The sequence below is a fragment of the Pseudoxanthomonas suwonensis genome (assembly GCF_010093235.1).
Classification (GTDB): domain Bacteria; phylum Pseudomonadota; class Gammaproteobacteria; order Xanthomonadales; family Xanthomonadaceae; genus Pseudoxanthomonas; species Pseudoxanthomonas suwonensis.
In genome coordinates, this window is sequence record NZ_PDWP01000001.1 from 1 (window position 1) to 23,273 (window position 23,273).

Sequence of the window (23,273 nt, forward strand, 5' to 3'; positions counted from 1 at the left end):
CGGGCTGGCCGCAGCCGCTGCAGCAACGCCGCACGCCCTCCTGCGGATCAAGCTCGATCACCAGCCAGCGTTGGCCGCCGCGCGGCTCGCGATGCCAGCGGCTTACGCCATATCCCGCCCAGCCTCCCAGCGGAGACATACAATCCAACTCGGCCACGGCCGGCCCCAGTTTGTTGCTTCGACACCAGCAAGTCTGCCGGGTCGGCCGTGTGCCTCTCTCCCCTTAGTTGGGAGAAGAACCTTTCTTTTTGCCCGGCCTTCCCGGGCCTGCACCGGCTTGGCCGGTTCAGCCGGTGAACCCGTTGCTGATCGGGTAGCGCCGCTCGCGGCCGAATGCCCGCCGCGAAACCTTCGGGCCCGGCGCGGCCTGCTGCCGCTTCCACTCGCTGGTCCGCACCAGGCGCAGCACCCGGTCGACCACCTCGGCGGCGTAGCCGGCGGCCACGATCTCCTCGCGCGACTGCTCCTGGTCCACGTAGCGGTACAGGATGCCGTCGAGCACGTCGTACGGCGGCAGCGAATCCTGGTCCAGCTGGTTGGCGCGCAGTTCGGCCGAGGGCGGGCGGCTGATCACCGCCGGCGGGATCACCGGCGCGCCGCCGACGGTGTTGCGCCACTTGGCCAGGCCGAACACTTCGGTCTTGTACAGGTCCTTCAGCGGCGCGTAGCCGCCGCACATGTCGCCGTAGATGGTGGCGTAGCCGACCGCGTACTCGCTCTTGTTGCCGGTGGTCAGCAGCAGCCCGCCGAACTTGTTGGACAGGGCCATCAGGATCGCGCCGCGGCTGCGCGACTGCAGGTTCTCCTCGGTGGTGTCGGCCTCCTGCCCGGCGAACGCCTGCTCCAGAGACTGCAGGAAACCGGTGAACGCCGGCTCGATCGGGATCGTCTCCAGGCGCACGCCCAGCGCCGCGCACTGCTCGGCGGCCAGGTCGTTGGACAGGTCCGCGGTATAGCGCGAGGGCAGGCGCACCGCGGTGACGTTCTCCGGGCCCAGGGCCTCCGCCGCCAGGGCCAGCACCAGGGCCGAGTCGATGCCGCCGGACAGGCCCAGCCAGGCGCGCCTGAAGCCGTTCTTGCCGCAGTAGTCGCGGATGCCACGCACCACCGCGCGCCAGGCCAGCGCGTCCATGCTCTCGTCGCCATCGTCCATCCACTGCACGGGCGTGAAGCTGCGGCCGGCGGTGTCGTAATCCACCACCAGCCACTGGTCGGTGAAGGCGGCCGCGGCCGGATGCACGGTGCCGTTGCCGTCCGCCACCACCGAGGCGCCGTCGAACACCAGCGAATCCTGGCCGCCGACCACGTTGAGGTAGGCCACGGCCGCGCCGGTCTCGCGGGTGCGCTCGGCCAGCAGGGCGTCGCGCTGGGCGTGCTTGCCGCGCTCGAACGGCGAGGCGTTGGGCACCAGCACCAGCTGTGCGCCGGCCTTCACCGCGTCGGCGATCGGCTCCGGGAACCACAGGTCCTCGCACACCACCACGCCCACCGGCACGCCCTCGACCTCGAACACGCACGGACCGCCGTCCGGGTCGACCTCGAAGTAGCGGCGCTCGTCGAACACCGCGTAGTTCGGCAGCTCGCGCTTGCGGTAGGTGGCCTCGATGCGGCCGGCGCGCAGCACGCTGGCTGCGTTGTAGAGCACGCTGCCGGCCGATTCCGGCCAGCCCACCACCGCGGTGATGCCGTGCACGCCGGCGGCGACCTGCTCCAGCGCCTGCTGGCACCGGGCCAGGAACGAGGGCCGCATCAGCAGGTCCTCCGGCGGATAGCCGCTGATCGCCAGTTCCGGGAACAGCACGATGTCCGCGCCGTACTCGTCACGGGCCTCGGCGATCATCCCGGCGATCCGCCCGGCATTGGCCTCGACGGCGCCGACCGGGAAATCGAACTGGGCCAGCGCGATGCGCAGCGAATCCTTCATGGGGCCAAGCCGGTGTGGGAATGGCCCCCATGATACCGGCGCGGCGTGGGCATCCTGCATGCGCCGCCTGCCTGGTTTCGCCACCCCGGAAAAGACGAAGGCCGCCCGGGGGCGGCCTTCGCTTCGAACCGTCGGGGACGGCCCGCTTACTTCACCAGCTCGGCGATGGCCGCGCCCAGGTCGCCCGGCGAACGGACGGTCTTGACGCCAGCGGCTTCCATCGCGGCGAACTTGCCTTCCGCGGTGCCCTTGCCGCCGGAGGCGATCGCACCGGCATGGCCCATGCGCTTGCCGGCCGGGGCCGAGGCACCGGCGATGAAGCCGACGACCGGCTTCTTGACGTGCTTGGCGATGTACTCGGCGCCGGCTTCCTCGGCGTCGCCGCCGATCTCGCCGACCATGATGATGCCTTCGGTCTGCGGGTCCTCGTTGAACAGCTTGAGGCAGTCGACGAAGTTCAGGCCGTTGATCGGGTCGCCGCCAATACCAATACAGGTCGACTGGCCCAGGCCCACCTCGGTGGTCTGCTTGACCGCTTCATAGGTCAGGGTGCCCGAACGCGAGACGATGCCGATCTTGCCCGGCTTGTGGATGTGGCCCGGCATGATGCCGATCTTGCACTCGCCCGGGGTGATGATGCCGGGGCAGTTCGGGCCGATCAGCACGGTCTCCGGGTAGCTGCGGGTCAGCACGTTCTTGACGCGCAGCATGTCCAGCACCGGGATGCCCTCGGTGATGCAGACGATGACCTTGATGCCGGCCGCGGCGGCTTCCAGGATCGCATCGGCCGCGAACGGCGGCGGGACGTAGATGACCGAGGCGTCGGCGCCGGTGCTCTGCACGGCGTCGGCGACGGTGTTGAACACCGGCAGCTCGAGGTGGGTGGTGCCGCCCTTGCCCGGGGTGACGCCGCCGACGACCTGGGTGCCGTACTCGATCATCTGGGTGGCGTGGAAGGTGCCCTGCTGGCCGGTGAAGCCCTGCACGATCACCTTCGTGTTCTTGTTGATCAAAACGGACATTTCTTTGAGTCCTTCGTAATTTTGTTGAACCGGCTCCGGATCCGGGACACCGGCGTTCCCGCCGATGTCCGTGGTGCGTGCCTCCACGACCCCCGTCCCTCCGCTTCGCGGAGGGCCCGCCCCCTTGACTCAAGGGGGCGGCGCGGGCCGGGCTGACGCTCCGGGGCCGCGGGCGATCAGGCGGCGGCCTTGACGGCCTCGACGACCTTCTTGGCGCCGTCGTTGATGTTGTCGGCCGGGATGATGGCCATGCCGCTGTCGCGCAGCAGCTGCTTGCCTTCTTCCACGTTGGTGCCTTCCAGGCGCACCACGACCGGGACCTTGACGCCCACTTCCTTGACCGCGGCGATGATGCCCTCGGCGATCATGTCGCAGCGGACGATGCCGCCGAAGATGTTCACGAAGATGCCCTGGACCTTGTCCGAGGACAGGATCAGCTTGAACGCCTCGATCACGCGCTGCTTGTTCGCGCCGCCGCCGACGTCGAGGAAGTTCGCCGGCTCGCCGCCGTTGAGCTTGATCACGTCCATGGTGGCCATGGCCAGGCCGGCGCCGTTGACCATGCAGCCGATGTTGCCGTCCATGGTCACGTAGTTGATGTCCAGCTCCGAGGCGATCACCTCGGTCTGGTCTTCCTGGGTCTTGTCGCGCAGGGCGACCAGTTCCTTGTGGCGGAAGTTGGCGTTGTCGTCGCTGTTGAACTTGCCGTCCAGCGCGTACAGGTTGCCGTCGTCCAGGATGGCCAGCGGGTTCAGCTCGACCAGCGACAGGTCCTTCTCGTTGAACAGGCGGTACAGGTTCACCATGATGCTGGCGAACTGGCCGGCCTGCTTGGCGGTCAGGCCCATCTTGAAGGCGATGTTGCGGCCGTGGTACGGCTGCACGCCCTCGACGAAGTCGACGTTGAGGGTGTGGATCTTCTCGGGGGTCTCGGCTGCGACCTGCTCGATCTCCACGCCGCCCTCGCTCGAGGCGATGTAGCTGATGGTGCGGGGGCCACGGTCGACCAGGACCGACAGGTACAGCTCCTTGACGATCTCGCCGGCGGTGGTCACCAGCACCAGGTTGATCGGCAGCTCGACGCCGGCGGTCTGGTAGGTGGCCTTCTTGGTGCCGAGCATCTTGGCCGCAGCGGCCTTCACGCCGTCGACGGTCTTGCAGAACTTGCCGCCGCCGGCCTTGCCGCGGCCGCCCGCGGGGATCTGCGCCTTGACCATCCAGGGACCCTGGCCCAGCGCCTGGGCGGCGGCGACCGCCTCGTCCGGGGTGGCGGCGACCTTGCCGGCCGGAACGGGGATGCCGTACTCGGCAAGCAGCTGTTTTGCCTGGTATTCGTGGAAATTCATGCTTCACCAATGGGTGGGGAACGGCCGCCGGTGGCAGGCGTGGAAGGGCCGGGAACGGCCCGCGGGCGCGCCTGGCGGGGGCGGTATTGTCGCCGAAGGGGGGGCGGGCGTGCAAAACCACCCCGCCAACGCACCGTTCCTATACTTGGACGCCGCGCCAGCCCGGGGAGCCCCCGTTTGCCACAGCCTTCGCTGATCGACCGGATCGAATCCACTCCCCGACGGGAACTGCACGCATTCAGCCTCTACCGGGTGCTGGAAGCCGGGCTGATCGCCGCCATGGCGTTCAGCCCGCTGCGCGACCTGGCCGGGCCGATCAACGCCCCGCTGGCAGGCGTCGTGGCCGTCGGCTACCTGGTCGCCGCCGCCGCCCTGATGCTGCTGGACCGCCGCGAGCGCTGGCTGAAGCGCCTGGGGCTGGCCGGCACCAGCATCGACATCGCCGCGGCCGCCCTGGCCACCCACGCCCTGCCCGGCATCGGCGCCGGCATCGCGATGATGTTGCTGTTCAACGTGGTCGCCGCCGCCATGCTCCTGCCCCTGCGCTACGGGCTGGGCCTGGCCGTGCTGGCCTCGCTGGCCCTGGCAGGCGAGTACGCCTGGGCGGTGCTGGACGGCACCGGGCCGGCGCCGCGGCCGCTGGCCGAACTGACCATGTTCATCACCAGCTACCTGGCGCTGGGCTGGCTGGGCCACCAGATCGGGCAGCGCGCGCGCGCCAGCCAGCAGCTGGCGGACACCCGCGGCGCCCAGGTCGCCAACCTGGTGGAAATCAACGAGCTGGTCATCCGCCGCATGCGCACCGGCGTGCTGGTGGTGGATGGCGAGACCCGCATCACCCTGGCCAACGAGGCCGCGCTGCTGCTGCTCGGCGAAATGGGGCCGGGGCCGGAGCGCAGCCTCGCCGCCGCCGCGCCGGAGCTTGCGCGCCGCCTGCAGCACTGGCGCGAAGGCGGCGAAGGCGACGGCGGCCCGCTGCGGCTGCGCCCGGACCTGCCGGAGGTCCAGCCGCGCTTCGCCCGCCTGCTGGCCGACAGCGACCTGGCGCTGGTGTTCCTGGACGACTCCACCGTGGTCTCGCGGCGGGCCGAATCGCTGACCCTGGCGGCGATGGGCCGCTTCTCCGCCAGCCTCGCCCACGAGATCCGCAACCCGCTGGCGGCGATCAACTACGCAGTGCAGCTGCTGCAGGAATCGCGCGGTATCGACGAGGGCGACCGTCGCCTGCTGCAGATCATCCACCAGCAGTGCATGCGCACCAACGGCATCGTCGAGAACGTGCTCGGCCTGGCCCGCCGCGAACGCGCCAAGCCCGAGCACCTGGACCTGGTGGCGTTCGTGGGCCGCTTCGTGGACGACTACCGCAGCACCCTGCCGATCGAGACCGACAGCCTGGACGCCCTCCTGCCGGAGCAGCCGGTCCACGCCCTGGTCGACCCGGCGCACCTGCAGCAGATCCTCACCGCGCTGGTGCAGAACGCGCTGCGCTATGGACGCAACGCCGACGAGCCGGCGCGGGTGGAAGTCCGGGTGGCCGCCGCCGGCCGCAACGCCGTGGTCGAGGTCGTCGACCACGGCCCCGGCATTGCCGAGGCCGTGGTGGCGCAGCTGTTCCGTCCGTTCTTCACCACCTCCGAGCACGGCACCGGGCTGGGCCTGTACATCGCCGGGGAACTGGCGCGGGCCAACCAGGCCACGCTGGAGTACGTCCCGCCGCCGGATGGAGGCACCAGTTTCCGGATCACCCTCCCCGGTCCGCACGGCATGCTGCCCATGTGATTTCCATCACACGCTTGGTGACATCGGGCGCCTGGGCTATCGTTCCACGCCATGAATCAAGCCCGCAGCGCCCTGATCGTCGACGATGAACGTGATATCCGCGAGCTGCTGGTCCTGACCCTGGGGCGGATGGGCCTGCGGGTGGACACGGCCGCCAACCTCGCCGAGGCGCGCGAGCTCCTGGCCAGCCACCGCTACGACCTGTGCTTCACCGACATGCGCCTGCCCGACGGCAACGGCATCGAGCTGGTGGGCGAGATCGCGCGCAAGTACCCGCAGACGCCGGTGGCGATGATCACCGCCTTCGGCAACATGGACCTGGCCGTGGAGGCGCTGAAGGCCGGCGCGTTCGACTTCGTCAGCAAGCCGGTGGACCTCAACGTGCTGCGCGGCCTGGTCAGGCACGCGCTGGAGCTCAACAACGACGAGCGCCCCGCCGCGCCGGCCCAGGCCGGACAGGCCAGCCGGCTGCTCGGCGAGTCGGCGGCCATGCAGTCGCTGCGGACCACCATCGCCAAGGTCGCGCGCAGCCAGGCGCCGGTGTACATCCTCGGCGAATCCGGCGTGGGCAAGGAGCTGGTGGCGCGCACGATCCACGAGCAGGGCGCGCGCGCGGCCGGGCCCTTCGTGCCGGTCAACTGCGGCGCGATCCCGGCCGAGCTGATGGAAAGCGAGTTCTTCGGCCACAAGAAGGGCAGCTTCACCGGCGCCCACGCCGACAAGCCCGGCCTGTTCCAGGCCGCCAGCGGCGGCACCCTGTTCCTGGACGAGGTGGCCGAGCTGCCACTGGCGATGCAGGTCAAGCTGCTGCGCGCGATCCAGGAGAAGTCGGTGCGCCCGGTGGGCGCCGCCGGCGAGATCCCGGTGGACGTGCGGATCCTGTCGGCCACCCACAAGGACCTGGCCGGGCTGGTCGCCGAGGGCCGCTTCCGCCACGACCTCTACTACCGCATCAACGTGATCGAGCTGCGCGTGCCGCCGCTGCGCGAACGCACCGGGGACCTGCCGCAGCTGGCCGGTGCGATCCTGGCGCGGCTGTCCGCCGGCCAGGGCCGGGAGGCGCCGGAGCTGACCGAGGCGGCGCTGGCGGCGCTGGCCCGCTATCCCTTCCCGGGCAACGTGCGCGAGCTGGAGAACGTACTCGAGCGCGCCCTGGCGCTGGCCGAGGGCGAGCGCATCGACGTGGCCGACCTGCACCTGCCGCAGGCGCCGGTGCGCACCGTCGCCGCGGCCACGGCCCCTGCCGAAGCCGCCCCCCTCCCGGCCGCGCCCATCGCGGCCGAGCCGTCCGGCGGCGCCCTGCCCTCGTACATCGAGCAGCTGGAGCGGGCGGCGATCCAGAAGGCGCTGGAAGACAACCGCTGGAACAAGACCCGGGCCGCGGCGCAGCTGGGCATCACCTTCCGCGCCCTGCGCTACAAGCTGAAGAAGCTGGGCATGGAATGAGGCGGCCCGGGCCGCCTTGGCGGCCGCGCCGCCACCGCCGCCCGCTGGGCCGCCGCCACGCCAGCGGTGATAATGGCTCATGACCACGAGCCACACGCCCAAGAAATCCCTGGGCCAGAACTTCCTGCACGATGCCAGTTACATCGAGCGCATCGTCCAGGCCATCGATCCGCGCCCCGGCGACCGGGTGGTCGAGATCGGGCCTGGCCAGGGCGCGCTGACCCTTCCGCTGCTGCGCCGCCATGGCGCACTGACCGTGATCGAGTTCGACCGCGACCTGGTCGGCCCGCTGGCGGAGATGGCCGCGCCGCTCGGCAAGCTGGAGATCATCCACCGCGACGTGCTGCAGGTGGACCTGACCGCGCTGGCCGGCGGCGAAAGGATCAAGCTGGCCGGCAACCTGCCCTACAACATCTCCTCGCCGATCCTGTTCCACGCCCTGGACCACGCCGCTGCGATCCGGGACATGGTGTTCATGCTGCAGAAGGAAGTGGTCGACCGCATGGGCGCCGGCCCGGGCAGCAAGGTCTATGGCCGCCTGAGCGTGATGCTGCAGGCCTACTGCCAGGTGCAGCCGCTGTTCGTGGTGCCGCCGGGCGCGTTCCGTCCCGCGCCCAAGGTCGATTCGGCGGTGGTGCGGCTGGTGCCGCGCGATCCGGCCACGATCGCCATCGCCGACCGCGACCGCTTCGCCCACGTGGTGCGCGCCGCCTTCGGCCAGCGCCGCAAGACCCTGCGCAACGCCCTGCGCGACGTATGCACGCCGGAACAGTTCGAGGTCGCCGGCGTCAGCCCGGACGACCGCGCCGAGCAGGTCGACGTCGCCGGCTTCGTGCGCCTGGCCAACGCCTGAGCGGATGCCCGCCGCGGCGGGCGCATGTTGCGGCGCGGGGCGATGCGGGTGATCTTCCTGCACCCGGCACCACGCAGCGTTCGCTTACACTGTCGCCATGTCCCGCTCCGATACGCCCTACGCGATCGAGGTCGAAGTCGCCCCGCGGTTCCTGGAGGACCAGTCCGAGCCCGACGCCGACCGCTACGTGTTCGCCTACACCATCCGGATCCGCAACCGCGGCAGCGTCGCGGCGCGGCTGCTCGCGCGCCACTGGGTGATCACCGACGGGCACGGCCGGGTGGAGGAAGTGCACGGCGAGGGCGTGGTCGGCGAGCAGCCCTGGCTGGAGCCGGGCGAGGATTTCGAATACACCTCCGGCGTGGTGCTGGAGACCGGGGACGGATCGATGCAGGGACGCTACGACATGCTGGCCGCAGATGGCACGCGCTTCGACGCGCCGATCGCCCCGTTCCTGCTGACCGTCCCGCGGACCCTGCACTGAGGCCGATGCGATGACCACCTGGGCCATCGGCGACCTGCAGGGTTGCTACGACGCCACCCAGCGGCTGCTGGAGAAGATCCGGTTCGACCCTGCCGCGGACACGCTCTGGTTCTGCGGCGACCTGGTCAACCGCGGCGGCCAGTCGCTGGAGACCCTGCGCCTGGTGCATTCGCTGCGCGACTGCAGCGTGGTGGTGCTGGGCAACCACGACCTGTCGCTGCTGGCCATCGGAGAGCGCCCGCTGGCCGAGAAGCGCAAGGTCAACCCGGACCTGCAGCGGGTGGTGCTGGCCGAGGACGCCGACGAGCTGCTGGGCTGGCTGCGCCGGCAGAAGCTGGTGCACGTGGACCGGGAGCTGGGCTGGCTGATGGTGCACGCCGGCCTGGCGCCGCAGTGGACCACGCAGATGGCCGAGCAGCTGGCCAACGAGGTCCAGCGCCAGCTGCGCGGAGACGGCTACCGCGGGCTGCTGCGCAACATGTACGGCGACAAGCCGCACTGGTCGCCTGGCCTGCGCGGCCAGGACCGCTGGCGCGCGATCATCAACTGGTTCACCCGCGCCCGCTACTGCACGCCGCGCGGGCGCATCGCCATCGACGAGAAGGGCCCGCCCGGCACCCAGGCGCCCGGCCTCTACCCGTGGTACGAGGCGCCGGGCCACGCCCAGCGCGACCTGAGGATCGTGTGCGGCCACTGGTCCACCCTGGGCCTGACCATCGCCCGCAACGTGCACGCGATCGACACCGGCGCGGTCTGGGGCGGCAGGCTCACCGCCCTGCGCCTGGATGGCGACGAGCTGTGCGTGAAGCAGGTCCCGGGCCGCGACGTGTCGGCGATCCCGCCGCACCTGCGCAAGGAATGAGCCGGTCCGCTCAGCGGCGGCGGTAGTCGACGAACTCGAAGGCGTGCGCGTGGCGCGCGTCGGCCGGATGCGCCTCGCGCGTGAGTTCCTGCCATTGCGCCGGATCCCATTCCGGGAAGAACGTGTCGGCATCCTCGACCGCGGTGTCGACCAGGGTCAGGTGCAGGTCGGTGGCCAGCGGCAGGGCCAGCGCGTAGACCTCGCCACCGCCGATCACGCTGAGGGTTCCAGCCCCCTGCGCGCGCGCCAGCCCAAGCGCCTGCTCCAGCGAAGCCACCGGCTGCATGCCCTCGAACGGCACCGCGCCGCTGCGGGTCAGCACCAGGTTGGTCCGGCCCGGCAGCGCGCGGCCCAGCGATTCGGCGGTACGCCGTCCCATCAGCAGCGGCGTGCCCAGGGTCAGGGCCTTGAAGCGCCGGAGGTCGTCCGGCAGCCGCCAGGGCAGGTCGTTGCCGCGCCCGATGGCGCGGTTGCGGTCCATCGCCACCACCAGGGCGACGCGCATGCTCACACCGCCACCGGGGCCTTGATCGCCGGCAGCGGGTCGTACCCCTCGATGGCGATGTCCTCGTATCGGAAGTCGAACAGGTCGCGGACCTCGGGATTGAGCCGCAGCTTCGGCAGCGGCCGCGGCTCGCGGGAAAGCTGCTCGCGCGCCTGCTCGAAGTGGTTCGAGTACAGGTGGGCGTCGCCCAGCGTGTGCACGAAGTCGCCGACCTCCAGCCCGGTGGCCTGCGCCACCATGTGGGTCAGCAGCGCGTAGCTGGCGATGTTGAACGGCACGCCGAGGAAGATGTCGCCGCTGCGCTGGTACAGCTGGCAGCTCAGGCGGCCATCGGCCACGTAGAACTGGAACAGGGTGTGGCACGGCATCAGCGCCATCTTCGGCAGGTCGGCCACGTTCCAGGCACTGACCAGCAACCGGCGCGAGTCCGGGTTGCGCCTGATCTCCTCGACCACCCAGCGGACCTGGTCGATCTCGCTGCCGTCGCTGCCGGTCCAGCGGCGCCACTGCTTGCCGTAGACCGGCCCCAGCTCGCCCTGTTCGTCGGCCCATTCGTCCCAGATGCTGACCTTGTTTTCCTTCAGGTAGGCGATGTTGGTCTCGCCCTTCAGGAACCACAGCAGCTCGTGGATGATCGAGCGCAGGTGCAGCTTCTTGGTGGTGACCAGCGGGAAGCCCTCGCGCAGGTCGAAGCGCATCTGCCAGCCGAACACGCTGCGCGTGCCGGTACCCGTGCGGTCCGGCTTGTCGGTGCCGTGCTCCAGCACGTGGGCCAGCAGCTCCAGGTATTGCTTCACGCCTTGCCTCCATCAGCAGGGATCACCGGCTGCAGCACGGGCGCGCCATGCGAGCGCCACAGCAGGAACAGGCCCAGCAGCACCAGCGGCAGGCTCAGCAGCTGGCCCATGGTCAGCCAGCCGAAGGCCAGGTAGCCGATCTGCGCATCGGGCACGCGCACGAACTCGACCAGGAAGCGGAAGCAGCCGTACAGCAGGGCGAACATGCCCGCCACCGCGTAGCGCGGGCGCGGCCGGCTGGAGAACCACCACAGCACGCAGAACATCACCAGGCCCTCGAGGAAAGCCTGGTACAGCTGCGACGGATGCCGCGCGAACGCGTCCAGCGCGCCGGCGTCGAACTGCGCCCTGAGCGCGGCCGGATCCAGCGCCTGGTATTCGGCGGGCAGCCCGCTTGGGAACACCACGCCCCAATTGCCGCCGGTGTACTTGCCCCACAGCTCGCCGCCGATGTAGTTGCCGATGCGGCCGAAGCCCAGGCCCAGCGGCACCACCGGCGCGACGAAATCCATGGTGTCGAAGAAGTGCAGCCGCTGGCGGCGCGACCACATCCAGCAGGCGATGAGCACCCCGATCAGGCCGCCGTGGAAGCTCATGCCGCCATCCCACACCCGCACCACCATCAGCGGGTCACGCAGCGCATCGCCCATGGCGTAGAACAGCACGTAGCCCAGGCGGCCGCCGAGCACCACGCCGAGCATCCCGTAGAACAGCAGGTCCGAATAGCCGTTGGCGTCGGTCCCGGGCAGGCGCCCGGCGCGGATCCTGCGCTGCCCCAGCAGCCAGGCCGAGGCGAACGCCAGCAGGTACATCACGCCATACCAGTGGACCTTGAATGGGCCGAGGCTCAGGGCGATCGGGTCGATCTGGTGAAGGACAATCATGGGGCCACGCCTGGGTAACGGAGTCGGACTGTATTACAGGGAAGGCGCGTCCACCGCGGGTGGACGCGCCACCGGCTCAGAACTCGCCCGCGCCCGGCACCTGCTTGGCGCGCGCCACGCGGCGCATCATCAGGTTCAGGATCTCCACCATCACCGAGAACGCCATGGCGAAGTAGATGTACGGCTTGGGCACGTGCACGTCGAAGCCGTCGAGCACCAGCACCACGCCGATCAGCAGGATGAAGGCCAGGGCCAGCATCTTGATGGTCGGGTTGGCGTCGATGAAGTTGCCCAGCGGGTTGGCCGCCAGCAGCATGATCGCCACCGCCACCAGCACCGCCACCACCATCACCGGGATGTGGTCGGCGATGCCGACCGCGGTGATCACCGAGTCCAGCGAGAACACGATGTCGATCACGGCGATCTGGGCGATCACCACCCAGAACACCTGCGAGGCCTTGGTGGTACGCGGGTCGTCGTCGTGGCCGCCGGAGATCAGCTCGCGGATCTCCATCGTGCCCTTCACCAGCAGGAAGGCGCCGCCGACGATCAGGATCAGGTCGCGCACCGAGATGCCCATGCCGCCGACGTGGAACAGCTCGGTGTGCATGCGCGCCAGGAAGGCCAGCGAGACCAGCAGGCAGATGCGGGTGATGCAGGCCACCGCGATGCCGAACTTGCGGGCAAATGCGCGCTTCTCCTGCGGCAGCCGGCCGACGGCGATCGAAATGAACACCAGGTTGTCGATGCCCAGCACGATTTCCAGCGCGCTGAGGGTCACCAGGGTCAGCCAGACGTTCGGGTCGGCCAGGAATTCGAAACTCATCGGGGGATTCCAGTCATGCGGGGGTCAAAGCAGGCGCGGGCCGAGGACCAGGCCCCAGCATGCCAGCACGTTCATCATCAGCACGAACACGGCGGCCGAGCCCATGTCCTTGGCGCGGCCGGCCAGCTCGTGGTACTCGGGGCCGTAACGCTCGATCACGGCCTCGATCGCCGAATTCAGCAGTTCGGCGGCCAGCACGGCCAGCATCGAGCCCAGCAGCAGGGCGCGCTCCACGCCATCCTGGCCCAGCCACAGCGCCAGCGGCGCGAGGACCACCAGCAGGCAGACCTCCAGGCGGAACGAGGACTCGTGGCGCCAGGCGGCCGCCAGGCCCTGGCACGACCACCGGGCGGCCCGCAGGATGCGGCGCGGGCCGCGCGGCAGGTGGCCGGTCACGTCAGCCACGGCGGGCACCACGGGAGACGGGGAAGGAAGGCGACGAAGGAAGCCGGCCGTGGGGCCGGGCCCGGAACTTGGGCGTCATCAGGCGGTAGCGGGCCAACGGAACGCCAATTTTGCCATATCCCCCCTCCCCGCGGCCCGCGGCGCAACGGACCGGCGGCCACCCCCCCGGGAATTGGCAGTCGCAGCAGGCCATGAGCCACGGCCGGAGCCGCGGCGCCAGCCGATGTCACCTCGAGGCGCGCAGGGCCTGCTGTTCGGACAGGGTCAGGGCGACGTTGTCGCGCAGGTAGGCCGGCTCGACCCGCTCCGCGGCCACCGCCTCGCCGGCGGCGTAGGCCACCGCGGCCAGCTGCGCCAGCACCGAGGCGCGCGGCAGCGCCGCCGCATCGAGCCCGCCCATGGCGTCGGCGAGCCGCCGCGCGAGCAGTCCGTCGGCGGCGGCGAAACCGGTCCCCACGCCCTGCCACCGGCCCTCGCCCGCCGGCAGCATCACCTCCGCGGGAGCCAGCACCTGCTCGCGGTCCAGCGCGACCAGGCGCCCGCCGTTGCGTTCATAGGCGCCGACGTAGACCTCGCCCATGCGCGCGTCGATCGCGGCCAGGATCCTGTCGGGGCCGTCGGCCGCGGCTCCGGCAGCCAGCACCTGCAGGGTGGAGACCGGCACCAGGGGCCGCTCCAGCGCCAGGGCGATGCCTTGGGCAAGGGCGATGGCCAGGCGCACCCCGGTGAACGCGCCCGGACCGCGGCCCACGGCGATCGCGTCCAGCTGCGCGCGGGCGATGCCCGCTTCCTGCAGCAGCTCCTGCGCCCATGGCAGGGCCAGTTCCGCATGGCGGCGCGGCGCCACCCCGAAGCGCTCGATGACCTGGCCATCCAGGTACAGCGCGACCGAACAGGCCTCGGTGGCGGTTTCGAAAGCGAGCAGTTTCATCGGGATGGTCTTCGGCAGCGGAACGGGAGACGGAGGGGGAAGTGCGGGTCAATCGATCGCCGCGGCGACCCCGGCGGTGGAGAAGAACGCCTGCACGTCCTCGATCCTGCGGGTCACGGCGAAGGGCGGCAGCGACTGCATGAACACCCGGCCATAGGGCTTGCTGGTGATGCGCGGGTCGCACAGCACCAGCACGCCGCGGTCCGATTCGGTGCGGATCAGCCGGCCCACGCCCTGCTTGAGCGCGATCACCGCCTGCGGCAGCTGCTCGTCGCGGAACGGATTGCCGCCGCGGCGGCGTACCGCTTCCAGGCGCGCCTCGAACACCGGGTCGTCCGGCGCGGCGAACGGCAGCTTGTCGATCACCACCACGCTCAGCGCGTCGCCGGCCACGTCCACGCCCTCGCGAAAGGTGGCCGAACCCAGCAGCACGCCGTTGCCGGACTCGCGGAAGCGGCGCAGCAGCTCGGCCTTGGGCGACTGGCCCTGCACGAACAGCGGCCACGGCCCGCCTTCCAGCGCGGCGGCGGCCTCGCGCAGCGCACGGTGCGAAGCGAACAGCAGGAAGGCGCGCCCGCCGGAAGCCTCCAGCACCGGCCGCACCGCGGCGATCATGGCCTGGGTGAAATCGCGGCTGCCGGGCTCGGGCAGGTTGCGCGGCAGGTAGCACAGGGCCTGGCGCTTCCAGTCGAACGGACTGGGTTCCAGCAGCGTCTGCGGGTCGAACAGGCCGAGCTTGCGGCCGATGTGGTTGAAACCGCCGCCCACCGCCAGGGTGGCCGAAGTGAAGATCCATGCCGCCTGCGAGCGCTCGCGGTGCTGGCGCAACGGCGCGGACACGTCCAGCGGCGTGCGCTGGCAGCGAAAACCGCGCGCACTCAGTTCGTCCCAGTAGACCTCGCCGCCGCGCGCGGCCGCGGCGGCCAGGGCCTCCGCGTCGACCCCCTCGCCTTCGCCGGCGACCGCCTCGACCAGCGAGTCCTGCTCGCCGGGTTCGGCGAAGGCATCGGAGGCGGCGTCGCCATCGCGCCAGCGTTGCAGGCGTTCGCCCAGGTCGCGGGCACGGGCCACGCAGGCCTCGAAACCGGGCGAGGTTTCGGCCAGCGGCTCCATGGCCTGCTCCAGCGCGGCCAGCGCGTCGGCCAGCACGTCGAATCCATCGGCCACCGCCGGCAGGGTCAGGGCGCGGTAACGCGTGCCGCGCGGCGGCAGCGCCTCCATCGCCGCGCGCAGTTCGCGCAGTGCCTGTTCCAGGGTGCGCACCGGGCCCTGCACCACCGCGGTGGCGCCGGTGGTCTGCTTGCACTCGGCCAGGCAGTCGCGGCCCAGCTCCTGGATCTGGCGCATGCCGAAGCCTTCGCCGAAGAAGCTGGCGGCCAGCTCGGGCAGCTGGTGCGCCTCGTCGATCACGAAGGCCTGGGCGCCGGGCAGGATCTCGCCGAAACCTTCCTGCTTGAGCGCCAGGTCGGCCAGCAGCAGGTGGTGGTTGACCACCACCAGGTCCGCGGCCTGGGCGCGCTGGCGCGCCTGGACCACGAAGCACTCCTCCCAGAACGGGCAGTCGGTGCCGAGGCAGTTGTCGACCGTGGAGGTGACCAGCGGCAGCAGCGGCGAGTCGTCCGGCAGCGATTCCATCTCGGCCATGTCGCCGGCGCGGGTGCGCCCGGCCCAGGCGACGATGCGCTGGAACTGGCTGGCCTGCTCGGGACTGGCGAAGCGCGCGTCGCCCTTGGCCTGCTCCATGCGGTAGCGGCACAGGTAGTTGGCGCGGCCCTTCAGCAGCGCGCTGCGGATGCCCTTGCCCAGCGCGTCGCGCACCCGCGGCAGGTCGCGGTGGTAGAGCTGGTCCTGCAGCGCGCGGGTGCCGGTACTGACGATGGTCTTCAGGCCCGACAGCAGCGCCGGGACCAGGTAGGCGTAGGTCTTGCCGGTGCCGGTGCCGGCCTCGGCCAGCAGCACCTCGCGCTGCTCGATCGCCTCGGCGACGGCGGCGGTCAGGCGCTGCTGCGCCGGGCGCGCGGCGAAGCCGTCCAGGCGCGATGCGAGCGCGCCTCCTTCACTGAGCGCCTCGCGGCTGGCCTGGGCAAGGAGTGACATGGTCGATGCAGGATGCACGGTGCGGCGCGGCCGGTGGCGGGTCCGCCACGGCCCGGGCCGTCAGAACCGCTGCACGCCCGGAACGGTGCAGGTGGCGAGCTGGGCCTTGGCCGAGGCGGCATTCTCCGCCTGTCCGCGCGCAAGGCGCGACTGCTCGATGGTGGCCCAGTGGCGGCGGCACATCGGCCCGACCCGCGAACCCAGGTCGTAGGCGCGACGCGCCAGGGTCTCGGCGCGGTCGTACTGGGCCTGCAGCAGCGCGACCTCGGCCCGCTCCTGCAGCACCACCGGGTCGTCGGGGACGATGAGCAAGGCCTGGTTGAGCGCGTCGGCCGCGGCCTCGACCTGGCCGGCGGCCAGGGCGGCGGTCGCACGCTCGCGCAGGTCGGCCACCTGCGGATCGCGCAGCGGCCGCACGTCCAGTTCGGTGTCCGCGGCGCCGGCGGCGGCCTGGACCGCGGCCAGGCGCTGGGCGGGCGTCACTTCCGGCGCGGCGGGGACCGGCTGTTGGGGGGCGGTACTACACGCGGCCAGCAGCAGGCACGGCAGCAGCGCGGCCAGGGAACGGGGGGAGGCGTTCATGCCGCCATTATGGCCCAGGCGGCTGCGCCGGGGCCGGCTGTTCCTGTTGCTGCGGCTGCGCGGACTGGCGGCCGCCACCGAACAGGCGACGCCAGAAGCCGGGCTGGTCCTGCGCCGCTCCGGCGTCTTCGCCGGCCGGATCCGGAAGGTAGGACGGGCCGCAGGGTGCGTAATCGGGCACCGCGCCGGCCACGAACGGGAAACGGCGGGCGCCGGGGCAGTCGGCATCGGTGATGTAGGAGCCTTCGGCCTGCACCCACTGCCAGTCCACGCCCTTGGGGTCCACCCTCAGCGGCGAGCTCGGCAGGCGCGAGAACAGCCCCGACCACACCCGCATCGCGCCGGTGGCGCCGTACAGCCCGGTCTGCTCGTTCTGGTCGTTGCCGACCCAGACCACGGCCAGGTGGTCGCCGGTGTAGCCGGCGAACCAGCTGTCGCGGCCATCGTTGCTGGTGCCGGTCTTGCCGGCCGGGGACAGCCGGCCGAGGCCGTCGCGGTGCAACTGGCGCGCCGTCCCCTCGTTGACCACTTCCTGCAGCCCGATGGTGACCAGCTTGGCGGCGATCGAATCGCCCTCCTGGGCCGGCGCCGGCGCGGTGTCGTAGCGCTTGAGCAGCTTGCCCTGCGGATCGAGCACGCCGCGCACCGCGCGCAGCGGCTGCACCTGCCCGCCGGAGGCAAGGAACTGGTACAGCTGGGCCATGGCATACGGGCTCTGGTCGGTGGAGCCGAGGATCAGCGAGGGATTGGGCTCGGCCTCGATGCCGGCCAGCACCTTCAGCAGCTGCGCCAGACGGTCCGGGCCGACCTGCATGCCGACCCGCACCGTGGCCTGGTTGTAGGACATGGCCAGCGCATCCATCAGCCGCACGGTGCCGTGGCTGCGGTTGTCGGAGTTGCCCGGCGACCAGCGCTTGCCGCGCCCCAGCTCCACCGTGACCGGCCCGTCCTCGACGAAACTGGCCAGCGAGAAGCGCTGTGGCTGCGCCAGCGCCAGCAGGTACACGAACGGCTTGAGCAGGGAACCGACCGGACGCTGCGCCTCGACCGCGCGGTTGAAGCCGTGCGTGGCCGCATCACGACCGCCAACCACCGCCAGGACGTCGCCGCCGTGCACGTCGGTGACCACCACCGCGGCCTCCAGCGGGGGGCGCTTGCCGGTCTGCAGCGATTCGAGCGTGCGCGCCACCGCGCCCTCGGCATAGGCCTGGGCCGAGGGCGACATGCCGGTGAGCACGGTCAGGCCGGCGCCCTGCAGCGCGCTTTCGGGATAGTCGCTGGCCAGCTGCCGGCGCACCAGGTCGATGTAGCCGGGGAAGCGGTTGGCCGCGGCCACGCCCGGGCGCGCGGTGATGCCCAGTGGCGCCCTGCGCGCGCGCTCGTACTCGGCCTGGTCGACCAGCCCGGTGGCATGCATCATCGAAAGGGCGACGTTGCGGCGCTCCAGCGCGCGCTGCGGATGCTTGCGCGGATCGTAGTACGAGGGCCCCTTGACCAGGCCGATCAGCAGCGCGGTCTGCTCGGTGGTCAGCTCGTCCAGGTCGCGCCCGAACCAGAACTCGGCGCCGGCGGCCACGCCGTGGATGGCCTGGCCGCCGCGCTGGCCCAGGTAGACCTGGTTGAGGTAGGTCTCCAGGATCGTGCGCTTGTCGTAACGCGACTCGAGGATCAGCGCGTACAGGATCTCGTTGAACTTGCGGGTCCAGGTCTGCTCCTTGCCGATTCCCAGCAGGCCGCTGCGGGCCAGCTGCTGGGTCAGGGTGGAAGCGCCCTGCTTCTTCTCGCCCGAGCGCAGGTTCACCAGCCCCGCGCGCAGCATGCCGGACACGTCGATGCCATGGTGGCGGGCGAAGTCGCGGTCCTCCACCGCCTGCAGGCCGGTGGTCAGCAGCTCCGGCACCTCCTCGATCCGCACCAGCCGCCGCTCTTCCTGGCGCTGGCCGTAAAGCGTGGCGATGCGCGCCGGGTCCAGCCGCGCGGCCTTGATCGCCTTGCCGCTGTCGGCGTCGCGCAGGCGCGAGACCTTGCCGCCGGACAGCGTGGCCTCCACGCGCCGCGGCGGCACCTGCCCGTCGATGTCGGCATAGCCGCGGCTGGAGATGGTGAAGCGCGCGCCGTCGACGTGGTAGCTGCCCTGGCGCCTGCCCTCGCCATCCTCCTGGTAGCCGGCCGCATCGAGCTCGGTGCGCAGGGTGCGCTCGTCGAGCGCCAGGCCGGGCCGCAGCTGCAGCGGACGCGCGTATACGCGGGTCGGGATCTGCCACTGCAACGCGCCGAAGCGCTCGGTCACCTGGTTGTTGAGGTGGACCGTGTACGGGATCAGGAAGCCCGCCGCCAGCGCGATCATGGCAAGCACCGCCGTCAGCAGGTGGCGGCGCCAGGCCGGGCTGGCGCCCTTTTCCTGGCTGTCGTTGTCATCGTGTTTGCGGCGTGGCACGTGAGGTACGGGCGTGAGAATGGCCGGAGTCTAGCAGCGCCCACCCGGGCCCGGGATACACGCCCCCCCAGGCCTTTGGGCCACGTTCAACCGGGCATCGGACCATCACGCCCGGCGATGCCATGGGCGATCCCGCGCAGCATGGCCCGCAGGTTGGCTAGGCGTGGGCGCACGAACAGGCTCATCCCAGCGAACTTCAGGAGCAGCCGCGGCACGTCCTGCGCCACCCAGGTGCGCGGCACGTGGGCGCGCCGGTACAGCAGCACGCGGTTGCGCATCATGTAGTACAGCCGCACCGGGCCATGGATCTGCACCGGATTGCGCAGACCGGGCACCCGGCGCAAGCGATCGCCGATGCGATGGCGCATGCCGGCATCGCACACGCCGTACAGCGCATGGCCATGGCTGCGTGCGCGGAACGACCAGTCCAGGTCGACGTTGTCGATGAACAGGCCGGCATCCATGCCACCGATCCGCTCCAGTACGTTCAGCGGCAGCAGCGAGCCGGAGGTGATCAGAAAGTCGCACTCGATGCATTGCCCGGGCGCGCCGTGCAGCTTGTGGTTAAGCGGGAAGCCGATGCGCACGAACGGAGCCGCGCTGCCATCGCGCGCGTCATGGAATGCCGGCCCCACGGCGGCGACCGGGCGCTCGCGGCGCAGCCGCGCCAGCGCGTCGTGCAGGGTGGCGACCATGGCCGGGTCGGCCACGCTGTCCTGGTCCAGCAGCAGCAGATGGCGGAAGCCGGCGGCACGCGCGCGCTGCCATGCCTGGTTGATCGCCGCGCCGAGGCCGACGTTGGCCGGCGAGCGCAGCACCTCGATCCGTTCGCGCGCTTCGGCCTGGTCCAGCCATGCCTTGTACTGCAGATCTGCGGTTGCGTTATCGAATACCAGCATGCGACCGACCTGCGGCAGTACCGCGTTGATCGCCTCCTCCAGCAACGGCAGTTCCGGCCGGTAGGTCACGACCACCGCGTACACGTCCTCGCGGCGCAGCGCGCTGCATTCAGCCTGCATCGCGACCTCCCGGCGGACCGACCAGGTCCAGCAGCGCACCACGCAGGCCGGTGCCGAAACGCGCATAGCCGCCAGCGCGCAGTTCGCCGAGCACCGGCGCAATACGCTGCCAACGCGCCCGCGGCAGGCTGGTGCGCACGCGATCATGGCGCAGGCGCTCGCGCAACAACTCGCGTGCGTCGTCAGGCGGCTGCAGTCCGCCGGCATCGACGCGCCAGGCCAGCGCGCACATCTTCGCCGCCATCGCCTCGCGGTAGTCACGCCGCGCCCCTGCATCGGCGCGTTCACCCAAGCTGCGCTTCCGCGCGCCGAGCTGGTTTCCGCCGTGCTGTCGGTAATCGATGGTGGTCTCCTCCAGCGTGTTCACCCGGCCGACCAGGGCGGCTACCGCAGCCAACCACTCGTCGTGAACCCAGCCTTCCGCGACCGGCAGCGCCTGCGCCAGCAGTTCCCGGCGCAGCGCCATGGTCGCGCCGGTGACGATGTTACGCCGGAGCAGCACCTCGGCCGCGCGGCCGGCATGCATCGCGGTCAACTCGCCGGCGGTTACGCCCAGCACCTCAAACAGGCGTCGCCCGAGTGGCTCGCCAGCAGCGTCGACCAAGCGTGCGTCGGTGTGCAGCAGCAAGAGACCGGGATCGCGCGCGAAGGCCTTCACACATAGTTCGATGCGCCGTGGGTGCCAGGCATCGTCCTGGTCGCAGGGAAACAGCAGTTCGCCGCCCGCAGCTTGCAGCCCCTGCTCGAAATTGTGCACATAGCCGAGGTTGGCAGGGTTGCGCTGCAGGCGCACCTCGATCCCACGCCCCCCTGCGCGCTCGGCGAAGGCCTGCAGCCGCGCCCAGGTGCCGTCGGAGGAGGCGTCGTCGCTGGCGATGACCTCGTCCGGCAGGCGCGTCTGCGCCAGCAGGCTGTCCAGCTGCGCGTCGAGGAAACGTTCGCCGTTGTACGTGCACAGCACCACCGAAACGCGCACGCCTCAGCCCTCCCGATCGAGGCGCCACATCGTCGCGTCGACGTGGAACGGACGCGGCGCTATGCCGAGCAGCGTGGCGGCCTCGGTGTTGTCGGCGATGAGATCGGCGTCCAGCCGCGAGACGGGGCCGCGCGCGCCCGGGACCAGCCGCGCCAGCAGGGCCAGCAGGGGCCGGCCCAGCGGCAGCGGCAGCGTGGCGAACGGCAGGCTGTCGCGTACCCGCGCGAACATCTCCGCCGACGGCAGCCGCTCGCCGCCGCCAATGGCGAGGATGCGGCCGGCGGCCGCGTCCGATCCCAGGCAGGCGACCACGGCCTGGGCGAGGTCGTCGGCGTGCACCGGCTGGCGCTGGCCGCGTCCGGCCGGCAGCGGGAACAGGCGGGTGGGCGCGGCGCGGCGCGCGATCGGGGTCAGGCTGCGGTCCAGGCCGGCGCCATAGATCAGGGTCGGGCGCAGCACCGTCCAGGCGATGCCCAGGCGCCGGCACTCACGGGCCAGCCCCGCCTCGCCCGCGGCCAGGCGGGCGATCAGTTCGCGCTCGGCCGGCACCTCGGAATCGCGCTTGGTCAGCACGCTCATCGAGCTGGTGGCGACGATCCGCCGCGCAGGTGCGGACTGCTGTCCCGACAGCCAGTCCGCCAGCACGTCCAGCGGAGCGAAGCTGGCTACCGCGCCGAGCGGCGGCAGGTCCGGCAGGGGGCCGGGCAGGCTGCCCTGCAGCCATTGCACGCCGGCGACGGCAGGCCGTGGCTGGCGGCTCAGGGCAAGCACGCGGTGACCGCCGGCGACGAGTCGCGGCAGGAGGAAGTGGCCGATCTGGCTGGTGGCGCCGATGACGAGGACGGGCATGGCGACTGCTGGCAGTGAAGCGGGGGCGCCGCGGTGGCCGACTATAGCGCGCGCCCGGCGGCGACGCGTGGCGCGGGCGCCCGCCTAACGCAGACGGCCCGCACAGGGCGGGCCGTCTGGAAATGCATGGGACGCGGAGCGGATCAGTCGTCGCCCTTGGACAGGTCGTCGTCGGCCACGACCTCGGCGGCGGCCCACTCCAGCGCCTCGCGCTCGGCGCGCTCGCGCTCGGCCTTCTCCACTTCATCGATCAGGGCGTTGTCGACGGTGCGCGCGGCGATCTCGCGCAGGGCCAGCACGGTCGGCTTGTCGTCGCCGTCCTCGTTCTCGATGGTGGCCGGCACGCCATTGGCCAGCTGGCGGGCGCGCTTGGCGGCCATCATGACCAGTTCGAAGCGGTTGTCGACCACTTCCAGGCAATCTTCGACGGTGATACGGGCCATAAGGGTTCCAGGCGACTGTGGTCGCCACTCGTGTCAGGGGAAATGGAGGCGGAGTTTACCCGCCAGGACGGCGCCGGAGCAAGGCCCGGCACCGCTTCTTCCTTTGCGTTCAGTGACTTGCGTTCAGGCTGGCAATCGCAACCTGCTCAGCCGCCCTGTTCCAGCAGGGCCCGGATCAGCCCGGCATGGCGCTGCTGCTGCTGGCCGCGGCGCAGCCGGCTGGCCACGAAGATCGCGCACATCTCGTCCACCGCGGTGTCGAACACCTCGTTGACGATGACGTAGTCGAACTCGCCGTAGTGCGACATCTCCTCGCGCGCGGCGGCCATCCGCCGGGCGATGACCTCGTCGCTGTCCTGGCCGCGCTTGCGCATGCGCTGCTCCAGCGCATCCCGCGAGGGCGGCAGGATGAAGACGCTGACCGCGTCGGGCACCTTGGCCCGCACCTGGGCCGCGCCCTGCCAGTCGATCTCCAGCAGGACGTCATGGCCGGCGGCGAGCTGCGGCTCCACCGACTGCCGCGCCGTACCCTTCCAGTCGCCGTGCACGCGGGCGTACTCGAAGAAGTCGCCGGCGTCGATCATCCGCCGGAACTCCTCCTCGGTGACGAAGTGGTAGTGCTCGGCATGGCGCTCACCCGGACGCGGCGCGCGCGAGGTGAAGGAGACCGACAGGCGGATCGACCGATCGCGCGACAGCACCGCGTTGACGATGCTCGATTTTCCCGCCCCCGACGGCGCCGCGACGATGAACAGGGTTCCCCTCATCGGGGCGTGACTGGTGATTGGTGATTCGTGATTGGTCAC

At 71.1% G+C, this 23,273-nt stretch carries 22 protein-coding genes; 5 read left to right on the top strand and 17 right to left on the bottom strand.

Translation table 11 applies throughout. The features are described 5' to 3' along the window. Positions 1 to 286: 286 nt before the first annotated feature. From CSC68_RS00005 to sucC, 3 genes are all read right to left on the bottom strand, one after another. Positions 287 to 1,924, bottom strand: coding sequence for an NAD+ synthase (locus tag CSC68_RS00005; RefSeq protein WP_162201463.1), 1,638 nt, complete (start codon positions 1,922 to 1,924; stop codon positions 287 to 289). A gap of 146 nt (positions 1,925 to 2,070) precedes the next feature. Beyond that, positions 2,071 to 2,946 (bottom strand): succinate--CoA ligase subunit alpha, encoded by an 876-nt coding sequence (gene sucD, locus CSC68_RS00010; RefSeq protein ID WP_162201464.1) that lies wholly within the window; start codon positions 2,944 to 2,946, stop codon positions 2,071 to 2,073. A 176-nt stretch (positions 2,947 to 3,122) separates the two neighbouring features. Further along, on the bottom strand, positions 3,123 to 4,292 hold the full coding sequence (sucC, locus tag CSC68_RS00015) for an ADP-forming succinate--CoA ligase subunit beta (protein ID WP_162201465.1): 1,170 nt from the start codon (positions 4,290 to 4,292) through the stop codon (positions 3,123 to 3,125). A gap of 177 nt (positions 4,293 to 4,469) precedes the next feature. Between sucC and CSC68_RS00020 the strand changes: the two genes are divergently transcribed. The 5 genes from CSC68_RS00020 to CSC68_RS00040 all read left to right on the top strand — a co-directional run bounded on the left by CSC68_RS00020 (position 4,470) and on the right by CSC68_RS00040 (position 9,716). Beyond that, positions 4,470 to 6,071: a sensor histidine kinase gene (locus CSC68_RS00020; protein ID WP_246193394.1), complete on the top strand. Its 1,602-nt coding sequence runs from the start codon at positions 4,470 to 4,472 to the stop codon at positions 6,069 to 6,071. A 51-nt stretch (positions 6,072 to 6,122) separates the two neighbouring features. After that, entirely contained in the window at positions 6,123 to 7,517 is a 1,395-nt protein-coding gene (locus CSC68_RS00025) for a sigma-54-dependent transcriptional regulator (protein ID WP_162201467.1), read from the top strand. 79 nt (positions 7,518 to 7,596) lie between these two features. Beyond that, a complete protein-coding gene (gene rsmA / locus CSC68_RS00030) occupies positions 7,597 to 8,370 on the top strand; it encodes a 16S rRNA (adenine(1518)-N(6)/adenine(1519)-N(6))-dimethyltransferase RsmA (RefSeq protein ID WP_162201468.1) in 774 nt (257 codons plus the stop codon). 97 nt (positions 8,371 to 8,467) lie between these two features. Continuing rightward, a complete protein-coding gene (apaG, locus tag CSC68_RS00035) occupies positions 8,468 to 8,854 on the top strand; it encodes a Co2+/Mg2+ efflux protein ApaG (RefSeq protein WP_162201469.1) in 387 nt (128 codons plus the stop codon). A gap of 10 nt (positions 8,855 to 8,864) precedes the next feature. Then, positions 8,865 to 9,716, top strand: coding sequence for a symmetrical bis(5'-nucleosyl)-tetraphosphatase (locus CSC68_RS00040; protein WP_162201470.1), 852 nt, complete (start codon positions 8,865 to 8,867; stop codon positions 9,714 to 9,716). 10 nt (positions 9,717 to 9,726) lie between these two features. Here the strand turns inward: CSC68_RS00040 and CSC68_RS00045 are convergent, their stop codons facing one another. The 14 genes from CSC68_RS00045 to gmk form a co-directional block, all read right to left on the bottom strand. Further along, positions 9,727 to 10,221 (bottom strand): dihydrofolate reductase, encoded by a 495-nt coding sequence (locus CSC68_RS00045; RefSeq protein ID WP_162201471.1) that lies wholly within the window; start codon positions 10,219 to 10,221, stop codon positions 9,727 to 9,729. A 2-nt stretch (positions 10,222 to 10,223) separates the two neighbouring features. Further along, complete coding sequence (locus CSC68_RS00050) at positions 10,224 to 11,018, bottom strand: thymidylate synthase (RefSeq protein ID WP_162201472.1); 795 nt, start codon at positions 11,016 to 11,018, stop codon at positions 10,224 to 10,226. Continuing rightward, complete coding sequence (gene lgt, locus CSC68_RS00055) at positions 11,015 to 11,902, bottom strand: prolipoprotein diacylglyceryl transferase (protein WP_162201473.1); 888 nt, start codon at positions 11,900 to 11,902, stop codon at positions 11,015 to 11,017. The genes CSC68_RS00050 and lgt overlap by 4 nt, the downstream gene beginning before the upstream one ends. 76 nt (positions 11,903 to 11,978) lie before the next feature. Continuing rightward, on the bottom strand, positions 11,979 to 12,728 hold the full coding sequence (locus CSC68_RS00060; protein ID WP_162201474.1) for a TerC family protein: 750 nt from the start codon (positions 12,726 to 12,728) through the stop codon (positions 11,979 to 11,981). Between the two features lie 24 nt (positions 12,729 to 12,752). Then, positions 12,753 to 13,133 carry a diacylglycerol kinase gene (locus CSC68_RS00065; protein WP_162201475.1) on the bottom strand — a complete coding sequence of 127 codons (381 nt, stop codon included), beginning with the start codon at positions 13,131 to 13,133 and terminating at the stop codon, positions 12,753 to 12,755. A 226-nt stretch (positions 13,134 to 13,359) separates the two neighbouring features. After that, a complete protein-coding gene (tsaB, locus tag CSC68_RS00070) occupies positions 13,360 to 14,064 on the bottom strand; it encodes a tRNA (adenosine(37)-N6)-threonylcarbamoyltransferase complex dimerization subunit type 1 TsaB (protein ID WP_162201476.1) in 705 nt (234 codons plus the stop codon). Positions 14,065 to 14,112: 48 nt separating this feature from the next. Further along, positions 14,113 to 16,161 carry a DNA repair helicase YoaA gene (yoaA, locus tag CSC68_RS00075; RefSeq protein ID WP_162201477.1) on the bottom strand — a complete coding sequence of 683 codons (2,049 nt, stop codon included), beginning with the start codon at positions 16,159 to 16,161 and terminating at the stop codon, positions 14,113 to 14,115. Positions 16,162 to 16,221: 60 nt separating this feature from the next. Continuing rightward, positions 16,222 to 16,743: a tetratricopeptide repeat protein gene (locus tag CSC68_RS00080; protein WP_162201478.1), complete on the bottom strand. Its 522-nt coding sequence runs from the start codon at positions 16,741 to 16,743 to the stop codon at positions 16,222 to 16,224. A gap of 7 nt (positions 16,744 to 16,750) precedes the next feature. After that, entirely contained in the window at positions 16,751 to 19,180 is a 2,430-nt protein-coding gene (gene mrcB, locus CSC68_RS00085) for a penicillin-binding protein 1B (RefSeq protein WP_162201479.1), read from the bottom strand. 86 nt (positions 19,181 to 19,266) lie between these two features. Next, a complete protein-coding gene (locus CSC68_RS00090) occupies positions 19,267 to 20,199 on the bottom strand; it encodes a glycosyltransferase family 2 protein (protein ID WP_162201480.1) in 933 nt (310 codons plus the stop codon). Beyond that, positions 20,189 to 21,175, bottom strand: a complete 987-nt coding sequence (locus CSC68_RS00095) for a glycosyltransferase family 2 protein (RefSeq protein WP_162201481.1) — start codon at positions 21,173 to 21,175, stop codon at positions 20,189 to 20,191. The genes CSC68_RS00090 and CSC68_RS00095 overlap by 11 nt, the downstream gene beginning before the upstream one ends. A 3-nt stretch (positions 21,176 to 21,178) precedes the next feature. Beyond that, complete coding sequence (locus CSC68_RS00100) at positions 21,179 to 22,024, bottom strand: SDR family oxidoreductase (RefSeq protein WP_162201482.1); 846 nt, start codon at positions 22,022 to 22,024, stop codon at positions 21,179 to 21,181. 143 nt (positions 22,025 to 22,167) lie between these two features. Then, complete coding sequence (gene rpoZ / locus CSC68_RS00105; RefSeq protein ID WP_013534225.1) at positions 22,168 to 22,467, bottom strand: DNA-directed RNA polymerase subunit omega; 300 nt, start codon at positions 22,465 to 22,467, stop codon at positions 22,168 to 22,170. Between the two features lie 146 nt (positions 22,468 to 22,613). Then, positions 22,614 to 23,234 (bottom strand): guanylate kinase, encoded by a 621-nt coding sequence (gene gmk, locus CSC68_RS00110; protein WP_162201483.1) that lies wholly within the window; start codon positions 23,232 to 23,234, stop codon positions 22,614 to 22,616. Positions 23,235 to 23,273 lie beyond the last annotated feature (39 nt).

Bases quoted from the DNA above. Each gene is read 5' to 3' on its own strand.
- CSC68_RS00005 (WP_162201463.1), bottom strand. From the start codon at position 1,924: ATGAAGGATTCGCTGCGCATCGCGCTGGCCCAGTTCGATTTCCCGGTC.
- sucD (WP_162201464.1), bottom strand. From the start codon at position 2,946: ATGTCCGTTTTGATCAACAAGAACACGAAGGTGATCGTGCAGGGCTTC.
- sucC (WP_162201465.1), bottom strand. From the start codon at position 4,292: ATGAATTTCCACGAATACCAGGCAAAACAGCTGCTTGCCGAGTACGGC.
- CSC68_RS00025 (WP_162201467.1), top strand. From the start codon at position 6,123: ATGAATCAAGCCCGCAGCGCCCTGATCGTCGACGATGAACGTGATATC.
- rsmA (WP_162201468.1), top strand. From the start codon at position 7,597: ATGACCACGAGCCACACGCCCAAGAAATCCCTGGGCCAGAACTTCCTG.
- apaG (WP_162201469.1), top strand. From the start codon at position 8,468: ATGTCCCGCTCCGATACGCCCTACGCGATCGAGGTCGAAGTCGCCCCG.
- CSC68_RS00040 (WP_162201470.1), top strand. From the start codon at position 8,865: ATGACCACCTGGGCCATCGGCGACCTGCAGGGTTGCTACGACGCCACC.
- CSC68_RS00045 (WP_162201471.1), bottom strand. From the start codon at position 10,221: ATGCGCGTCGCCCTGGTGGTGGCGATGGACCGCAACCGCGCCATCGGG.
- lgt (WP_162201473.1), bottom strand. From the start codon at position 11,902: ATGATTGTCCTTCACCAGATCGACCCGATCGCCCTGAGCCTCGGCCCA.
- CSC68_RS00060 (WP_162201474.1), bottom strand. From the start codon at position 12,728: ATGAGTTTCGAATTCCTGGCCGACCCGAACGTCTGGCTGACCCTGGTG.
- tsaB (WP_162201476.1), bottom strand. From the start codon at position 14,064: ATGAAACTGCTCGCTTTCGAAACCGCCACCGAGGCCTGTTCGGTCGCG.
- yoaA (WP_162201477.1), bottom strand. From the start codon at position 16,161: ATGTCACTCCTTGCCCAGGCCAGCCGCGAGGCGCTCAGTGAAGGAGGC.
- CSC68_RS00080 (WP_162201478.1), bottom strand. From the start codon at position 16,743: ATGAACGCCTCCCCCCGTTCCCTGGCCGCGCTGCTGCCGTGCCTGCTG.
- CSC68_RS00090 (WP_162201480.1), bottom strand. From the start codon at position 20,199: ATGCAGGCTGAATGCAGCGCGCTGCGCCGCGAGGACGTGTACGCGGTG.
- CSC68_RS00100 (WP_162201482.1), bottom strand. From the start codon at position 22,024: ATGCCCGTCCTCGTCATCGGCGCCACCAGCCAGATCGGCCACTTCCTC.
- rpoZ (WP_013534225.1), bottom strand. From the start codon at position 22,467: ATGGCCCGTATCACCGTCGAAGATTGCCTGGAAGTGGTCGACAACCGC.
- gmk (WP_162201483.1), bottom strand. From the start codon at position 23,234: ATGAGGGGAACCCTGTTCATCGTCGCGGCGCCGTCGGGGGCGGGAAAA.